This is a genomic window from Shewanella sp. Shew256 (assembly GCF_002196695.1).
Lineage (GTDB): Bacteria > Pseudomonadota > Gammaproteobacteria > Enterobacterales > Shewanellaceae > Shewanella > Shewanella mangrovisoli.
On sequence record NZ_NAJR01000002.1, the window covers coordinates 209,995 to 225,901 of the forward strand.

Genomic DNA, 15,907 nt, shown 5'->3' on the forward strand with positions numbered 1-15,907 from the left:
GTACTTGTACAATGGATAAAACGTGAGTTAGAACCGACGGGGTTAATGCGGGAACTCATGTTGAATTTGATAGTGGATTGAACAACTTATATACGCTTGTGATTGAACTTAAACGGGTCTAGGATAAATCTCGAGTAGCGTGACTGGCATTTGTTGGCATCTGGATAGATAAGCTATTGGCTGTTGATAGATGAGCTTGGATTTTTACATAATTTCAAGTCTATACAAGGAGTTGTTGATGAAGAAAGTACTGTTTTCCCTCGCTGCCATCATGGTGAGCCAAGTCGTTTTGGCACAATCTATTTCGGATAAAAATGCTCAGGATGCATTTATCTATGGTTACTCGATAGATGAAGCCTATAAATTTTTCTACGAAACCGCAGTTAAAACCGATACTCCGCTGAACCGCTTCCAAAATATTCGTCATATTGCCGACGATACCTACACAGCGCACCCCACCATTAACAACGATACCCTGCACTTAATGGGATGGTTGGACGTGGCCGCTGAGCCTGTGATCGTGAGCGTGCCCGATATGGATAAAGGACGTTATTGGATCCTCCATACTATGGATATGGGCCATTACACCACCTCCATGATTGGCTCTCGTTTAAGGGGCAATGAGGGCGGCCACTTTATGTTTGCCGCCCGTTCATGGAAGGGCGATGTGCCAGCCAGTGTGGACGAAGTGATTTATGTGGATTCGAATCTGATCAAGCTGATGGGCCGCATTATGGCCGTTGGCAAGGAAGATGAGAAAGTCGCGTTAAATTATATGGATGATTGGAATATCCGCACTTTGTCTGCCTATCTTGGTGTGGCTGGCCCTAAACCTAAGGAGCGCACTTACCCCGATCCCGAGAAGACCAATTGGTTGCAACGGGTCAACTATATGCTCTGCGATGGCGATATGGGCACGGCCGATAAACAATGGTTAGAGCAGTTTAAGGATATTGGTCTGGTCCCCTGTAAGGAGGATTTAACGGCCGTTCAAATCGCTGCCGCTAAGGTCGGTGAAACGTTAGGGATGAAACATATCATCGACTTAGCGCCAAAAATGACCAATGCGGGTAAGTTATTAGGTACACGTGAGCAATTGAGTGACGGTGCGCGCGATCTCTTCGCCGAAGGCACTTACCTTGGTCAGTGGGGATTGCCGCCCGATGAGTCCGTTTATCTGAAGGAGGAAAAGGGCGATGACGGTAAAAATCTCAATGGTTCAAATGGCAAAAAATACCAGATGCACTTTAAGGCGCCCGAGGTGAGTCAATTCTGGTCGTTTACTGTGTATGGATCGGATAATCGTTTAATGGCGCACAATGAGATTAACCGCCACAGCCGCGGCGATCGTACTCTTAAACCCGGCGCCGATGGCATGTATACCATCGAATTGAGCGCTAAAGGGGATGAGAGCAACAGCAATTGGCTGCCGATTCCTGAAAAGGATGCCTACATTATTATGCGGATGTACGGCCCTAATAAGGAAATCCAAGAGGGCAAGTACCCTTTCCCTAAAATTCAAGTGGTTAAGTGATACAAAACCAATCGCTTAGGCCCAATAAAAAAGCGTCCACTAGGACGCTTTTTTATTGGATAGGTGATAGTTCACTCTATTTACTTAAGCTTTTTCGCCTTGCTTGGGGCTTGGCCAACCTTCATTTTCACGCGGCGGCCCTGCATGCTTTTCTCGGCGATGATCTGCTCACTAACGTTGTCGAGTCGCTGTTGTTTCTTAGCAAAACTACGGCGGGTTTGTAGCTGCTTTAACAGCAAGTCGCGGCTACCGACTTCGTATCCGGGCACGGTAATACGACGAATTTTTTGGCCGATTAGCTTTTCAATATCAGCGAGTGTGCGCTCTTCTTCACGGCTCACAAATGAAATCGCAACCCCTGATTTACCCGCGCGGCCGGTGCGGCCAATACGGTGCACATAGTCTTCGGCAAGGAAAGGTAAGTCGAAGTTGACTACATACTCAAGGCTTGGAATGTCTAAGCCGCGGGCGGCGACTTCGGTGGCGACTAATACGCGCACTTTGCCTGAGACAAACTCACGCAGCGCGCGGCGACGGCTACCTTGTGCCTTTTCACCGTGGACGACTTCAGAGGGAATACCATCTAAATTCAATTCTTTCACTAAGGTGTCGGCCGCATCGCGCGTTGCGGTAAAGACCAACACTTGTTGCCAGTTCTTCTTACCAATCAGTTCGGATAAGAGTTCGCGCTTACGGCGCTGTTCAACCGGATACACCACTTGGCTCACGGTATCTGCGGTGGTGTTTTGCTTATCGGCGCTGATCACCTGAGGTTTGACCATCATGTCGTTAGCCAGTTTTTTCACCGCACTCGAGAAGGTGGCTGAGAATAATAGGTTTTGACGCTTCTTATTCACCGCTTGAAGGATTTTTTGAATATCTGCATTAAAGCCCATGTCTAACATACGGTCGGCTTCATCGAGCACTAAAAAATCGATGCTAGAGAGGCTTAAATTACAGGCGGTCAGGTGCTCGAGTAAGCGCCCTGGCGTCGCGACAATAATATCGGCACCACGCTTAAGTTTTTGCGCCTGAGTCTCAACCTTTACACCACCGTAAATGGTTAATACGCTGAAATTTAAATACTTGCTGTAGGCTTCAACGTTGTCGGCGACTTGAGCCGCTAGCTCACGAGTCGGCGTGAGGATTAATACCCGCGCGTTCGATTTTAAGGTCTCGCTGGGATTTTCCACCATCTTTTGCAGTATCGGCAGGGCGAAGGCCGCCGTTTTGCCCGTGCCTGTTTGCGCACTAGCCAGCACATCTTGCCCGCGGCGGATAGCGGGGATCGCTTGCTGCTGAATAGGTGTCATTTTTTGATAACCGCAATCTGAGATAGCGCGTAAAATCTCGGGGCAAAAACTAAAAGATTCAAATCTCATTTTGGATTCCTGTCAGTCACTTATTCAATCATTCAAGCGCATCATTCTATTGTTGAAAGCGCACTCTGCCGCACTTTATTCATTACAACAGCGCTTCACTACAAGAGTGCTTCAAACCTATGCACTTGCTTACGCATTTCCGCCACACAGTATTTTTGCACTTTGTGTAGCAGAAAAATGGCGGGCGCGGAGTATAGCAAAATTTTCGGTTAAAACCTGTACTTTTTAACCCTTTGGGATTTTATAACAATCTGTAAGCGGTTTTAGATGTGGTTGAAACTGTAGAGGGGCAAACCTAGAGGGAGAGTATCGCGCCATCATCTTAGCTGATAATGGCGCGACGGGAGTACTAGCCAAAGGCGCGGCGTAGACCAAGGGCCTTTTCGGCATTGTGTTTTAAATGATTCGCGGCATCACCAATTTGATGGGTGGCGGCGAGGTTTTCGCTGCTGGTTTGGGTGATGGAGTGAATGTTGTTAGTGATTTCATGTACGACTTGGCGCTGCTGATCGGCGGCCACCGCGTTTTGCTGGGCAAAGGTGTGGATCTCGCTCACCTCTTGGTAAATGGTGTTCACGTTCTCGGCGGAGGTTTGAATGTCGTTAGCACACAACTCGGCATGCTGACGGCTCTGCTCCATCTCCTTCGCCCAAGCATTTAGCATGCTGAACATCTTGTCGACGCTCTGGGAAATACTGTTAGTCGACAATTGGGTACGGCTCGACAGCGCGCGTACCTCGTCGGCGACAACCGCAAATCCACGGCCTTGCTCGCCTGCGCGAGCCGCCTCAATCGCGGCGTTGAGCGCGAGTAGGTTAGTCTGCTCGGCAATCGAGTCAATCTCGCCCATGGCGCTGGCCACCCGTTCGGCTTCCTTATTGAGTTGATGGGCATTATTGGCGGCATCGGCCACGGATTTGGCTAATTGCTCAACCTTTTGGGTATTGGCCTTCATATTGGCGCTGCTTTTGAGGCAGAGATCGTAGGCGGTGTTGATACTGGTCGAGGTCAGTTGAGTATTTTGCGCGACTTCGGCAATGGTAGAGCTCATTTCTTCCATTGCACTGGCGAGTTGCTCAAGCTGGTTTTTCTCTTGATCTAGACTGACATAGGTTTGCTCAGTGGTCACCACCAACTGATCGGCAATCGCATGTAAGTGGTGGGCCTGATCTTGGGTGCGGCCAAGCACGCCGTTCATCTTGGCTTGCAATAGGATCAATTGGAAATCGAGAATCGATGAGGTATCGGCGCCTGAGTAAATATAGCGGCTGATAGAGTCATATTTCTCTTGCATTTCAATCAATTTGGCTGGAATGCGAAAGGCCTCATCGTAGAAGATCGCCAGATTGAGGCTCATCAGAATCGCCCCTGCGAAAATCACTCCCCAACCCCAAAAGTAACCCGCAATCAGTAAACCTGTGGTAGCAACAACGGCAGAGACAAAACGTTTTTGCATTAAGCTGAGTGGTTTAGGGATGGGTTTGTTTTGTATTAGCCTGCGATAGATATCCGTGGCTTTACTGACATAGGCCGCCTGCGGCTGAATACGCACCGACTGATAACCTATGATAGTCCCATTCTCAAACAGGGGAGAAACAAAGGCATCGACCCAATAGAAACCGCCATTCTTACAGCGGTTTTTGACTATGCCTCGCCAGGATTGGCCGGATTTCAGCTTTTCCCACATTTCTTTAAAGGCGGCGCTGGGCATATCTGGGTGACGCACCTTGTTATGAGGCTGGCCGATCAATTCCTCGGGCTTATAACCCGAGACTTCGGCAAAGCGTTGATTAACGTAGGTAATAATCCCACGGGTATCTGTGGTTGAAATCAATTCGTCTTGGGGTGTGAGGCGGACTTCCTGTGCGTTACTGTGGAGTTGGCTGGTTTTACTGCGGCTAGGGTTACTCTGGCTCATTTAGTGTGTCCATTCAGGGCCGATACGACTTTTGGGGTAAATGTAACTGGTAAAACGGGTGCCAGCTCTCATTGGAGTCGGCTTATTATGTGATAATGGTATCATTTTAGTGTGGGTATTGGAGAGCGGTTTTTAGCTTTACCCGCAACAAAAGTAATGATTTTTAAATTTTGTAAGTTTCTGCAAATATTGCATTTTTAATTCGCTTTCAAACGAGTGTTTATCCTGTTTAAAAGCAAATTTTAGAGTTTTGTATAAGGTCTGTTTTTAGCTTATGCCTGGCTAAAGCGGTTATAAGTTCATTTGCCTAAATAGTGGTAGGAGCTTAGGTGAAAAACATCAGCCTGACTATTGGACTAATGTCGTGATTTAGCTTGTCAGAACAGTAACATCATAGGTGGAACGGGTCTTGAAGCGACTCTAAATAAAAAGCCCAAGCGTTGGCTTGGGCCTTAGTTTTGTGCCACTTAACGTTAGATGGCTTTTGTGACCTTTGTTAGCCACTCAAGCTCACTGCCCGACATTAATGGCGATAAGGTGTTAAACACTTTCTGATGGTAAGCATTAAACCAGTCGATTTCGCCTTGGGTTAACAGGCTCTTATCGATAAGGCGAGCATCCATTGGGATCAGCGTTAAGGCATCAAATTCATACATTTCACGCTCGGCGCCCTTTAAGGCTTCGCAGTGTTGCACTACCACTAGGTTTTCTAAGCGGATCCCAAAACTGTCGGCGCGGTAATAACCTGGCTCGTTGGATAACACCATGCCAGGCATTAGGGCGATGGCATTGAGGTTTTTACCAATGCGCTGCGGACCTTCGTGCACGCTGAGGAAATGACCGACGCCATGGCCTGTGCCGTGGTCGTAATCAAACCCATGTTGCCATAGATATTGGCGGGCGAAGGCATCGAGTTGTTGCCCCGTAGTGCCTTTCGGATAGCGAGCCTGATCTAAGGCGATATGGCCTTTTAATACCAAAGTGACCATTTTCTTCTGTTCATCGGTCACTTTACCAATGGCGATAGTGCGAGTGACATCCGTGGTGCCGTCCAGATACTGAGCGCCAGAATCCACAAGGTAAATGCTGTCCATCGTCATCATGGCTGGTGTGCCATTGTTATGGTTGTAGTGGCACATGGCCGCATTGGCGCCTGCGGCGGAAATGGTATCGAAACTTGGCTCGCGATATTGTGGATCTTCGAGGCGGAAGCTTTCTAACTTGTCGGCGAGGGTTGCTTCATCGTGCAGACGATTGGCGACGACTTCGGTATCGAGCCAAGCGAGGAAACGACTCACGGCCACACCATCACGGATATGGCTGGCGCGCATGCCTGCTAATTCGGCGGCATTCTTCTGTGCCTTAGGCAGGGAGACGGGATCAATACCGGCGATTAACTTAGCGCCAGCATCGCGGGCGATATTTTGTGCCCAAGCGTTGGCAGAGTTCGGATCGGCGAGCAGTTTCACGCCCTGTAAGCTTGCCAAGGTATCGGCAAGTGCAGCTTCGCTCTTAAAGCTCACACCTGTACCAACGTGTTCCTCAATGCCTTCAGGGAGTTTGTTCAAATCCGTAAATAGCTGCATATCGCCATTGGCGTGAAGTAGCGCGCAGCCGAGCACGACCGGCAGTCGCGGCACGTCATTACCACGGATATTGAGTAGCCAGCAGAAGGAGTCCAAAGCGGCGATCAGCGCGACATCGGCGCCCGCTTTTTTGACTAGTGCGCCAATCTCGGTTCGTTTTTGCAGACTGGTCTTACCCGCGCTTTCATTACTAAATAACGTGATAGCTGCGCTCGATGGTGCAGGTCGGTTTTGCCAGTGTTTATCAATCGGATTCTGTTCGACGGCAACCAGTTCAATTTGAGCCTTCGCTAACATCGCTTTAGCGTTTTCAAACCAAGCTAAGGTGTGTAAACGGGCATCGAAGCCCACACGTGAACCTGCGGCAAGCGTATCGCATAGCCATTCGATTTGTGGTGTGTCGGTCAGGCTTTCATAACTAAAGAGATTTGCATCCACCTGCAGACGCACTTGTACCGTATAACGACCATCGGTAAAGATGGCTGCTTTGTCTTTTAAGACAATCGCCATGCCCGCTGAGCCAGTAAAATCGGTTGCCCAGTACAGACGCTCGTTATGCTCAGGTACATATTCGCCCAAGTATTCATCCGCGCGCGGGATGATAAAGGCATCTAAATTGGCACTGGAAAGTTCACTACGAATGGCGGCAAGACGGTTAGCAATCTTATTAGGCTGTTGGGATGATGATGGTAACGACATAGGGGCTCCAAATATTGGCATTGGCGGCTGACGTAGGCAGCCAAAATTATAATGCGTAATGCTGGCGAAAAGGATGCGAATTGGCGGCGATTATCGCAAGCTCAACGGCTAAGATGCAAGGGGATGGAATAAAGGATTTTGTATACAATTTTGTTTTTGAAGTATCACTTTGCAGTAACAAGGGGTGTGATCTTAGGCGAATTCTCAAATTGAAATGTTATCTTTATCACTCAGTCCTTCCGACTAATTCTTACAAATTAGCTACTTAAGTTTTATTCAATCGCTAATATTGGCCCATTATGCTAACATTCGCCATCTCCGCTCGGGGTCAGAGGGGAGCACATGTATCAGTGGAGTTGGCGATGCAAACATTAACAATAGACGTGGGCGGTAGCAAAGCCCTGTTCGAACTTCAACTCAAGGGGCATACAGAACAATATAAAATCCCCACGGGTGAAGGCTTTAAAATTGAAGATTTAAATGATCAAATCGCGGCGCTGGAACGGGATTATGATTTACAGAACTACCATTTAGCGATCGCTGTACCTGGACTCGTGCAACAGAATCGTTTGGTGTCCTGTAAATCTTTGCCCGGTCTCAATGGGCTAAGCTTTGAAACCTTGAAAACCCAAGGCGAACTTAAGTTTATCTGCAATGATATCGACGCTGGTATGCAGGCAACCTGTGATGAGAAATATGCCTGTGAGTTGTTAGTCATGTGCGGCACTGGGATTGGCATGTCGATCGCATTGAGCGGCAAGGCTTTTACGGGAGCCACGGGAGTCGCGGGGGAGCTTGGACATTGCCGGGTGATGACGGAGGCGGGGGAGTTTAGTCTTGAGCAGCTCGCCAGCGGCGATTCTATCCGCAGCCGTAAGATTGCTACCGCCGATGATTTATATCTCGCTGGTACTTATCTGGGGATGGGGCTCGCGTGGGCGGTCAATTTGTTTAATCCTAATCGGATCTGGTTAGCGGGCGGCATGATGAACAGCGCGCCGTACTATAAGGGTTGTCTCGATAGTTTAAGACGCATGGCCCTCAGTGCACCGTTAGCCGAAATGAAGATTAATCGTGTCGATGATATGGAAACCTTAGTGTGCCGTGGCTTATCGGTGATCTTGGGAAGGGATTACTCGAAGGACGCCGCCTAACGGCATTCGATTGAGGTGCGAATGGGCCAAGATTGAGGCGTGATAGGTTCGTTCAGGCTATCAATCTTGGCTTGCTGACGCTGATATTGATTCGAACATTGACTCAGATATTGATTTCGTTTGGGTCGAGAACAACAGCATGCGGCCATCGGATTTGTGTGTTTGCAGTGCACTCTGCAAATCACCTTGTTCGATGACCGCATTTTTGTTTGCACGAGTTATCGAGCGGCGTCTTGCATAACCTCTTTCTTAAGACTTTCGATTTATTTTTATTGTCTCTCCTATTGGCAACGCGAGTCGATGATACGACTCTATGGTTTAAGCAATCCTTTTAAATACAATTCACTGCTTATTTTTTGAACTCAATAGTTCTACCTTTCTTTAAAGCCAATCCTGCGTTGATAATCGGTACAACGGCCTGTTTGTTAATATTTAGTTGCAATTTAACGCTATCGCGGCATATGCTAATTAACGTAATGACAACGTTGTCATTAGTGTAAAAGGCAAACCAATCGAAAGATTGGGACGCAAAGCCTCCGGTCTAAGGGTTCGTTTGTACCTATGATAGCGGGGATACCACAGGTTGTTTCTTCATGCTGCCGTTGTACGCACATGGTTTTAAGAGTGTTGTTTCCTGTCTACGCTTTGTTTGCCTTATTGATGCATAACTTACTCAATAGGGAAATCTCATGTTTAAGACTCAAATCTCCACCTCGGCGATGCTGGTGGCCTCGGTGCTGGCCTGCGCTGCCAGTTTTCAAGCCTTTGCAGCGCTCCCCGGTAAACCGACGTTAGGTTGGGGGGAAACCAAGTTTGCCATTATCGAGGTGAATCAAGCTGCCTCAGCCTATAACCAATTAGTGACGGTTAAAGATGCTGCCGATGTGTCCGTGACGTGGAACTTATATAACGGCGACATCGGTAATAAGGCGCAGGTATTACTCGATGGAAATGTGGCATGGGAAGGTCCATCGAGTGCGGCGGGGACGGCCAATTTCAAGGTCAATAAGGGCGGGCGCTACCAAATGCGCGTGCAGCTTTGTAATAACGAAGGTTGCAGTGCCAGTGATGCGAGGGAAATTTTAGTCGCCGATACCGATGGCAGCCATTTACTGCCACTTAATGCGCCTTTGAAGGAAAACAATCGTCCCTATGCGAATAAATCCGGCAAAGTGGTGGGAAGTTACTTTGTGGAGTGGGGTGTTTATGGACGTAAATTCCCCGTCGATAAGATCCCTGCACAAAACTTAACCCATATTTTATATGGCTTTACCCCGATTTGTGGTGGCAATGGTATCAACGACAGCTTAAAGGAAATCGAAGGTAGCTTTGAGGCATTGCAGCGCGCCTGTGCTGGCCGTGCCGATTTTAAAGTGGCGATTCACGACCCTTGGGCGGCGGTGCAAATGCCGCAGGCGGGGGTGAGTGAGTATTCCGATCCCTACAAAGGCAACTTCGGTCAATTGATGGCGTTAAAACAAGCCTATCCCGATCTGAAGATCCTCCCCTCCGTTGGTGGCTGGACACTCTCCGATCCCTTCTACTTTTTAGGGGATAAAACCAAGCGCGACACCTTTGTGGCCTCAGTGAAGGAGTTTTTACAAACTTGGAAGTTCTTCGATGGTGTCGATATCGACTGGGAATTCCCTGGCGGCAGTGGTGCTAACCCAAGCTTAGGGAATGCCAACGACGGCCAAACCTATGTCACCCTGATGCGTGAACTGCGGGCGATGCTCGATGAGCTCAGCGCCGAAACCGGACGCAGCTATGAGTTGACCTCGGCCATCAGTGCGGGCGGCGATAAGATTGCTAAGGTCGATTATCAGGCGGCGCAGCAATATATGGATTACATCTTCCTGATGAGTTACGACTTTAATGGTGGCTGGACCAATACTGAGCTTGGACATCAAACCAATCTCTATGAGGCGAGCTGGGATCCTAATACCCGTTACACCACGGACAAAGGCGTAAAAGCGTTGCTCTCTCAAGGGGTGACGCCGGGTAAGATTGTGGTCGGCGCCGCTATGTACGGCCGCGGCTGGACTGGGGTGAATGGTTATAGCGGTAACAATCCTTTCACGGGCACCGCCACGGGCAAAGTGAAGGGCACTTGGGAAGCGGGCGTGGTGGATTATCGCCAGATTGCTAAGGATTATATGGGTGCAGGTTGGAGCTATGCCTATGATGAAACCGCCGAAGCGCCATCGGTCTTTAATGCATCGACGGGCGATTTAATTACCTTCGACGATGCACGCTCTGTTAAAGCCAAGGGCCAATACGTGCTGGCCAATCAGCTCGGTGGTTTGTTCGCCTGGGAAATTGATGCCGATAATGGCGACATACTCAATGCCATGCACGAAGGTTTAGGTCATGGTGAGGGCACCACGCCACCAGCGAATAAAGCGCCGATTGCCAACGCGGGAGCGGATATCACGGTAACGGGCACTGCGGATGTCACGTTAAATGGCAGTGCGTCGCGGGATCCTGAAAACGGCGCCTTGAGTTATCAATGGAGCCAAGTCTCGGGCCCAAGCTTAAGTATGAGTAATGCGGATATGGCCAATGCTGTGGTGCAACTGAGTGAGGCGGCCTCGGATGTGGTGTATGTGTTTAGCCTGCAAGTCACAGATCCCGAAGGATTATCTTCAACCGACACTGTGACTCTCACCCATAAGGCCGAGACGGCAAACCAAGCGCCTGTGGTGACTGTGCCAGCGAGTGTAACGGTTGAAGCGGGGCAATCGGTGAGCATTAACGCGACGGCAACCGACGCCGATGGCGACAGCCTCACCTACGCATGGACAGTGCCCAGCGGCGTGGCGGCGAGTGGACAAAACACTGCCACACTGTTGGTGACGGCGCCAGCTGTTACTCAATCGACCCAATACAGTTTGAGCGTATTGGTTTCCGATGGTGCCTTAGATGCCAGTGCAGCCTTAACCTTAACCGTGACGCCCAAGGCGACGGGCGGTCAATGTGACGCAACTGACCCCAATGCGGCCAACTATCCCGCCTGGAATGCGACAAGCATTTACAACACGGGTGATACCGTGAGTTATAACCAACTGGTTTGGAAGGCGAAATACTGGACTCAAGGTAACACACCTTCAAGAACCGCCGATCAATGGCAATTGTTGAGTCAGGTCGAGTTAGGTTGGGATGCGGGCGTCGCCTACAACGGCGGAGCAACCACCAGCTATAACGGTCGTCAGTGGCAAGCCAAATACTGGACTAAGGGAGATGTCCCCGGTGTCGCTGCGGTATGGACGGATATCGGCGCGGCGTCTTGCCCTTAGTCGATAGGGATTAAATACATTAAAAAAGCCCTGCAATGCAGGGTTTTTTATTAAGGATTACAGCGTCAGATTAATTAATCTTTAGCAGCTCAACATCAAAAATCAGTACCGAACCGCCGCCAATTTTGCCAGTGCTGCGGTTGCCATATGCCAGTTCGCTTGGAATAAAGAAGCGGTACTTATCGCCTTCGACCATCAGTTGCACGCCTTCAGTCCAGCCTTTAATCACGCGATTGAGTGGGAAAGCAATGGGTTCACCGCGCTCGACCGAGCTATCGAACACAGTGCCATCAATTAAGGTGCCGCTAAAAACACAACTACAGTTTTTTATATGACTTATTCTGCAATGTTAAATCTTCTGTAAAAATATGATTAGAATCCAAAAACTAATTCTTCTAATATTGGTTTTTGTATGTCTGGGTCAACTTGTTGTAACGCTTCAAACGCTAATTGGATTTCACGGAAAATAGGATCGTCTTTCTTTGAGTCAAGTTTAGGTCCAAGTTCAATATAAGTATTTGCTTTATCATGTAAGTAATAAGTTTCTATACCATTTTTAACATCAGTAGTAGTAACGAAATCATTTGTTGCAAGCAAAAATTCATACCAATATTTGTGTTCTTTGGGGTCAGGAAGTTCGTCAGCACTCCATGCTGATATGATATTTGAGTCGAACAAAGTTGCTAGCCAATTTGGGAAACTTCTAGCTTTAGCTATTAACTCAATCTTGCTAATTTTATCCTCTACTTGTTCGGCATCAGTTGTTCTAAGTAATACCTTGATTAACTCTTCAGATTTCTTCGCAGCTATTGTCAGATCATCAATTAACCTATTGGTTATTTTGGCATTACCGTTTCTGGTTCTTTCCGCGAGCAAGTCATACATCATACCTGCCCACTGTTTCTTCAAATATGTTTCCATATCAGAAAAATCGTTGAATGAAACTATTGCATTGTTAAGGCTATTTTTTCTAACTTCGTCAATGAAACCAAAGATTTTGATGTTATCTATGCTTGGATAGGTGATTTTTTCGTAGAAATCAGGGTTGCTTATTTTGTTGGATAAGTATGTGTAATGGTCGGAATACACTGCACTTTCAACCAAAGCAAAAATTGGCGTTTTATTTTTAACCGCTTCACGATATTCGTTGTTAGTGATAGAGCCTTCTTTATCTTTATGTTCACCACCATAACGCCCACCTATGATTAAGATAAACAGTTGGCAAGTTGAGACTTCCGCAAGGCAAGCATCATGTGTGTTCTTATCGACACTGTAGTAAACATCACCATCATCGGATAGAACAGGCTAGTAACCTATAGTTTTAACAAAGTATTTCAGATTTTCTCTGATGTGCTTTAAGTCGTAACAGGTGGAGCTGATGAATACTCTGGGAATGGCCAATGTGCAATCCTTTACAACTGAAGTCTAAAAATATCGAGGTGATTAGGGTTATGTTTAAACTATTGGCGAGAGGTGTCAACAATTGTTTGAAGTGAATAAGAGCTAAGTGGCTTATAGTACAGGCTAAATTGATAAATTATCCGTTTGGATTAACTTATTAAGTCAAATAAAAAGGCCCCCGTTGAGATTGGAGGCCTCCATTTGTAGAGCATACATTTAGTTAATCTTGATTAGCTCAACATCAAAAATCAGTACCGAACCACCGCCAATTTTGCCAGTGCTGCGGTTGCCATAGGCCAGTTCGCTTGGGATAAAGAAGCGGTACTTATCACCTTCGACCATCAGTTGCACGCCTTCAGTCCAGCCTTTAATCACGCGATTGAGTGGGAAGGCTATGGGCTCGCCGCGCTCGACCGAGCTATCGAACACAGTGCCATCAATTAAGGTGCCGTGGTAATGCACAGTCACTGTATCACTCGCCTTAGGATGAACCGTGCCAGTGCCTTGCTGTAACACTTGATATTGCAATCCCGAGGCGGTTGTTTTCACCCCTTCTTGGTTTTTGTTTTGCGCTAAAAACTCATTACCTAAACGGATATTTTCTTGGGCCGCTTTTTGGTTATTCATCGAGGTAAAGAAGTAAAAAATCACCCCAGCAATCACAACAACGGCAAGTAACATTTTCATTTTAAGGAGCACCTCAGTCAATTTTGGCCATATTATCAGTTTTTTAGCCGAAGTGGCTAGCGCCTCGGTTTGGCGCGGTACTGGATGATCCGCGTTACATTTTCTCACTTTTTAAAACGGCTAAAGGCTTTATCCCGTTTTAGAGATCGCTTAACCTGTGGCATTAGACTCTACAAAAACTCAATAAAAACAGATAAGAAGAATAAACAAGGACAGTCTTATGTTAACCAAAGCGGCAAAACCTCTGGTCAAACTCGTCGACCGTTATTTACCCGACCCTTATATCTTTGTCTTGCTCTTAACCTTAGTGGTGTTGATTTCGGCCGTGGTGGCTGAGCAGAAAACCCCACTCGAAGTCATCAATTACTGGGGCGATGGCTTTTGGGCCCTGCTGAGTTTTTCGATGCAGATGCTATTAGTGCTGGTGGCGGGATTTATGCTTGCCAGCTCGCCACCGATTAAGAAATTACTCGATGGCATCGCTGGATTTGCTAAGTCGGCGCCACAGGCGATTATCTTAGTAACGCTGGTTTCCCTCGCCGCCAGTTGGATTAACTGGGGATTTGGCTTAGTGGTCGGCGCCTTATTCGCGAAGGCCTTAGCGCGTAAAGTGCGTGTAGATTACCGTTTATTGGTCGCCAGTGCTTACTCGGGATTTGTGGTTTGGCATGGCGGCTTAGCGGGCTCTATTCCGCTAACCATTGCCACGGCGGGGCATTTCTCTGAATCACAAATCGGTATTATTCCCACCAGCGAGACCATCTTCGCGAGCTTTAACCTGTTGTTAGTGCTGATTTTGTTTGTGGCGATGCCATTGGTGAACCGCTTTATGCTGCCCGAAGAGAAAGACAGTATTTATGTCGATCCTAAGGCGCTTGAGGATGGGGGCGCAGACGATAACGCGGCACAGTTAACGAATGATACGACTCGTCCAGCGGATAAATTAGAAAACAGTCGCTTACTCGGTTGGAGCGTGGGCGGCGCGGGACTCGTTTACTTAGGCTATTACTTTGCGGTGCAGGGCGGCAGCTTAAACCTTAACCTAGTCAACTTCTTATTTTTATTCCTCGCCATAGTGCTACATCAAACGCCACGCAGTCTATTGCTGAGTCTCAACGAAGCCATTAAAGGCGGCGCGGGTATCGTCATCCAGTTTCCTTTTTACGCTGGCATTATGGCGGTGATGGTGCAATCGGGGTTAGCCCAGAGTATTTCCGAAGGTTTTGTGGCCATCGCCAGCGCTGAAAGTCTGCCATTTTGGAGCTTTATCAGTGCCGGGATTGTGAATATTTTCGTGCCTTCGGGGGGCGGACAATGGGCCGTGCAGGCACCGATTATGTTGCCTGCGGCCGAAGCCTTGGGCGCCGATGTGGCACGGGTTGCTATGGCTGTGGCTTGGGGTGATGCGTGGACTAACCTTATCCAGCCTTTCTGGGCGCTGCCAGTGTTAGCGATAGCCGGATTAAAGGCGAGGGATATCATGGGGTTCTGTTTAATGCAGTTGCTGATAACCGGGGTGATTATCAGTATCGCCCTAAGCTGGTTTTAAACGAAAGCTTACGGTTTTTGATAAAGGGCAATCTAACTTGCCCTTTATTTTATGCACTTTTTTATTCTCTTCTTTATCCAGTTCATGCCCAAATGCGTTAAACGCTTAGGTTTTAGTGTTTTGACGCAGCTTAAAACCATTTCTGCGGATAGGGGCGTCGACACAGCAGATTATGATACAGCCAGCCAAAGGACAGGATCAGCACTAGACCACTGGCGACTGGCGAATATAAAAAGTCCCACCCTTGTGCGGTCAGCATAATAACCAGCGGGTTTGCTCCAGCTGGAGGATGCACTGTGTGAGTGAGCATCATCAATGCAATTCCCGCCCCTACGGCTAATCCTAAGCTTAGCGGCGAGACGCCTACACTGTGGAGGATGATAAGTCCCATCAGACTGGTCAGTAGGTGGCCGCAGACAATATTTCTTGGCTGTGCCAATGGGCTATCGGGAAGGGCAAATAAAATCACCATAGTGGCACCAAAGGGGGCCATCAGCCACAACAGCTGCGAACTCATTTGCTCCAAACTTGCTAGGGCACTGATACATAACATGGCTCCTATGCCTGCGAGCAGTGCCGGTTTTAATTGTGGTTGGCTTATCACTTTCATTGTGTGTCCTTTGAGCCCAACTTGGCTATCGCGCAAGGGCTGTGGTTTATATGGTGAATATCAATGGCTTCGGCTTTGGCGGGCAGTGTTG

General features: G+C 48.0%; 11 protein-coding genes, 1 pseudogene and 1 riboswitch. Of the genes and pseudogenes, 4 read left to right on the forward strand and 8 right to left on the reverse strand.

Translation table 11 applies throughout. The features are described from left to right. The first annotated feature begins 238 nt into the window (after nucleotides 1–238). Nucleotides 239–1,534: a DUF1254 domain-containing protein gene (locus B5P39_RS03825; RefSeq protein ID WP_088210526.1), complete on the forward strand. Its 1,296-nt coding sequence runs from the start codon at nucleotides 239–241 to the stop codon at nucleotides 1,532–1,534. Nucleotides 1,535–1,614: 80 nt separating this feature from the next. On the opposite strand, the gene B5P39_RS03830 is transcribed toward B5P39_RS03825, so the two are convergent. The 3 genes from B5P39_RS03830 to B5P39_RS03840 form a co-directional block, all read right to left on the reverse strand. Next, on the reverse strand, nucleotides 1,615–2,916 hold the full coding sequence (locus tag B5P39_RS03830; protein ID WP_011717843.1) for a DEAD/DEAH box helicase: 1,302 nt from the start codon (nucleotides 2,914–2,916) through the stop codon (nucleotides 1,615–1,617). Between the two features lie 349 nt (nucleotides 2,917–3,265). Continuing rightward, the gene (locus B5P39_RS03835; RefSeq protein WP_088210527.1) at nucleotides 3,266–4,834 is read right to left on the reverse strand and encodes a methyl-accepting chemotaxis protein; all 1,569 of its coding nucleotides are present in this window, start codon (nucleotides 4,832–4,834) and stop codon (nucleotides 3,266–3,268) included. A gap of 473 nt (nucleotides 4,835–5,307) precedes the next feature. Further along, nucleotides 5,308–7,119 carry an aminopeptidase P family protein gene (locus tag B5P39_RS03840; RefSeq protein ID WP_088210528.1) on the reverse strand — a complete coding sequence of 604 codons (1,812 nt, stop codon included), beginning with the start codon at nucleotides 7,117–7,119 and terminating at the stop codon, nucleotides 5,308–5,310. 362 nt (nucleotides 7,120–7,481) lie between these two features. Here B5P39_RS03840 and B5P39_RS03845 point away from each other — a divergent pair, with 362 nt between their 5' ends. After that, nucleotides 7,482–8,273: an ROK family protein gene (locus B5P39_RS03845; protein ID WP_088210529.1), complete on the forward strand. Its 792-nt coding sequence runs from the start codon at nucleotides 7,482–7,484 to the stop codon at nucleotides 8,271–8,273. A gap of 492 nt (nucleotides 8,274–8,765) precedes the next feature. Continuing rightward, a riboswitch (cyclic di-GMP riboswitch) is annotated at nucleotides 8,766–8,854 on the forward strand. A gap of 108 nt (nucleotides 8,855–8,962) precedes the next feature. Then, entirely contained in the window at nucleotides 8,963–11,569 is a 2,607-nt protein-coding gene (locus tag B5P39_RS03850) for a glycosyl hydrolase family 18 protein (RefSeq protein WP_088210530.1), read from the forward strand. 70 nt (nucleotides 11,570–11,639) lie between these two features. Here the strand turns inward: B5P39_RS03850 and B5P39_RS03855 are convergent, their stop codons facing one another. The 4 genes and pseudogenes from B5P39_RS03855 to B5P39_RS03870 all read right to left on the reverse strand — a co-directional run bounded on the left by B5P39_RS03855 (nucleotide 11,640) and on the right by B5P39_RS03870 (nucleotide 13,657). Then, the gene (locus tag B5P39_RS03855; protein WP_254915708.1) at nucleotides 11,640–11,909 is read right to left on the reverse strand and encodes an FKBP-type peptidyl-prolyl cis-trans isomerase; all 270 of its coding nucleotides are present in this window, start codon (nucleotides 11,907–11,909) and stop codon (nucleotides 11,640–11,642) included. 32 nt (nucleotides 11,910–11,941) lie between these two features. After that, the gene (locus tag B5P39_RS24870; RefSeq protein ID WP_254915687.1) at nucleotides 11,942–12,478 is read right to left on the reverse strand and encodes a hypothetical protein; all 537 of its coding nucleotides are present in this window, start codon (nucleotides 12,476–12,478) and stop codon (nucleotides 11,942–11,944) included. A 234-nt stretch (nucleotides 12,479–12,712) separates the two neighbouring features. Further along, nucleotides 12,713–12,970, reverse strand: a pseudogene (locus B5P39_RS25160) (DUF4062 domain-containing protein); the annotation flags it as partial. A gap of 216 nt (nucleotides 12,971–13,186) precedes the next feature. Further along, on the reverse strand, nucleotides 13,187–13,657 hold the full coding sequence (locus tag B5P39_RS03870) for an FKBP-type peptidyl-prolyl cis-trans isomerase (RefSeq protein WP_088210532.1): 471 nt from the start codon (nucleotides 13,655–13,657) through the stop codon (nucleotides 13,187–13,189). Between the two features lie 220 nt (nucleotides 13,658–13,877). Here B5P39_RS03870 and B5P39_RS03875 point away from each other — a divergent pair, with 220 nt between their 5' ends. Beyond that, entirely contained in the window at nucleotides 13,878–15,206 is a 1,329-nt protein-coding gene (locus tag B5P39_RS03875; RefSeq protein WP_088210533.1) for a short-chain fatty acid transporter, read from the forward strand. A gap of 130 nt (nucleotides 15,207–15,336) precedes the next feature. Here B5P39_RS03875 and B5P39_RS03880 read toward each other — a convergent pair whose 3' ends face one another. Continuing rightward, complete coding sequence (locus tag B5P39_RS03880; protein ID WP_088210534.1) at nucleotides 15,337–15,816, reverse strand: HPP family protein; 480 nt, start codon at nucleotides 15,814–15,816, stop codon at nucleotides 15,337–15,339. Nucleotides 15,817–15,907: the final 91 nt, after the last annotated feature.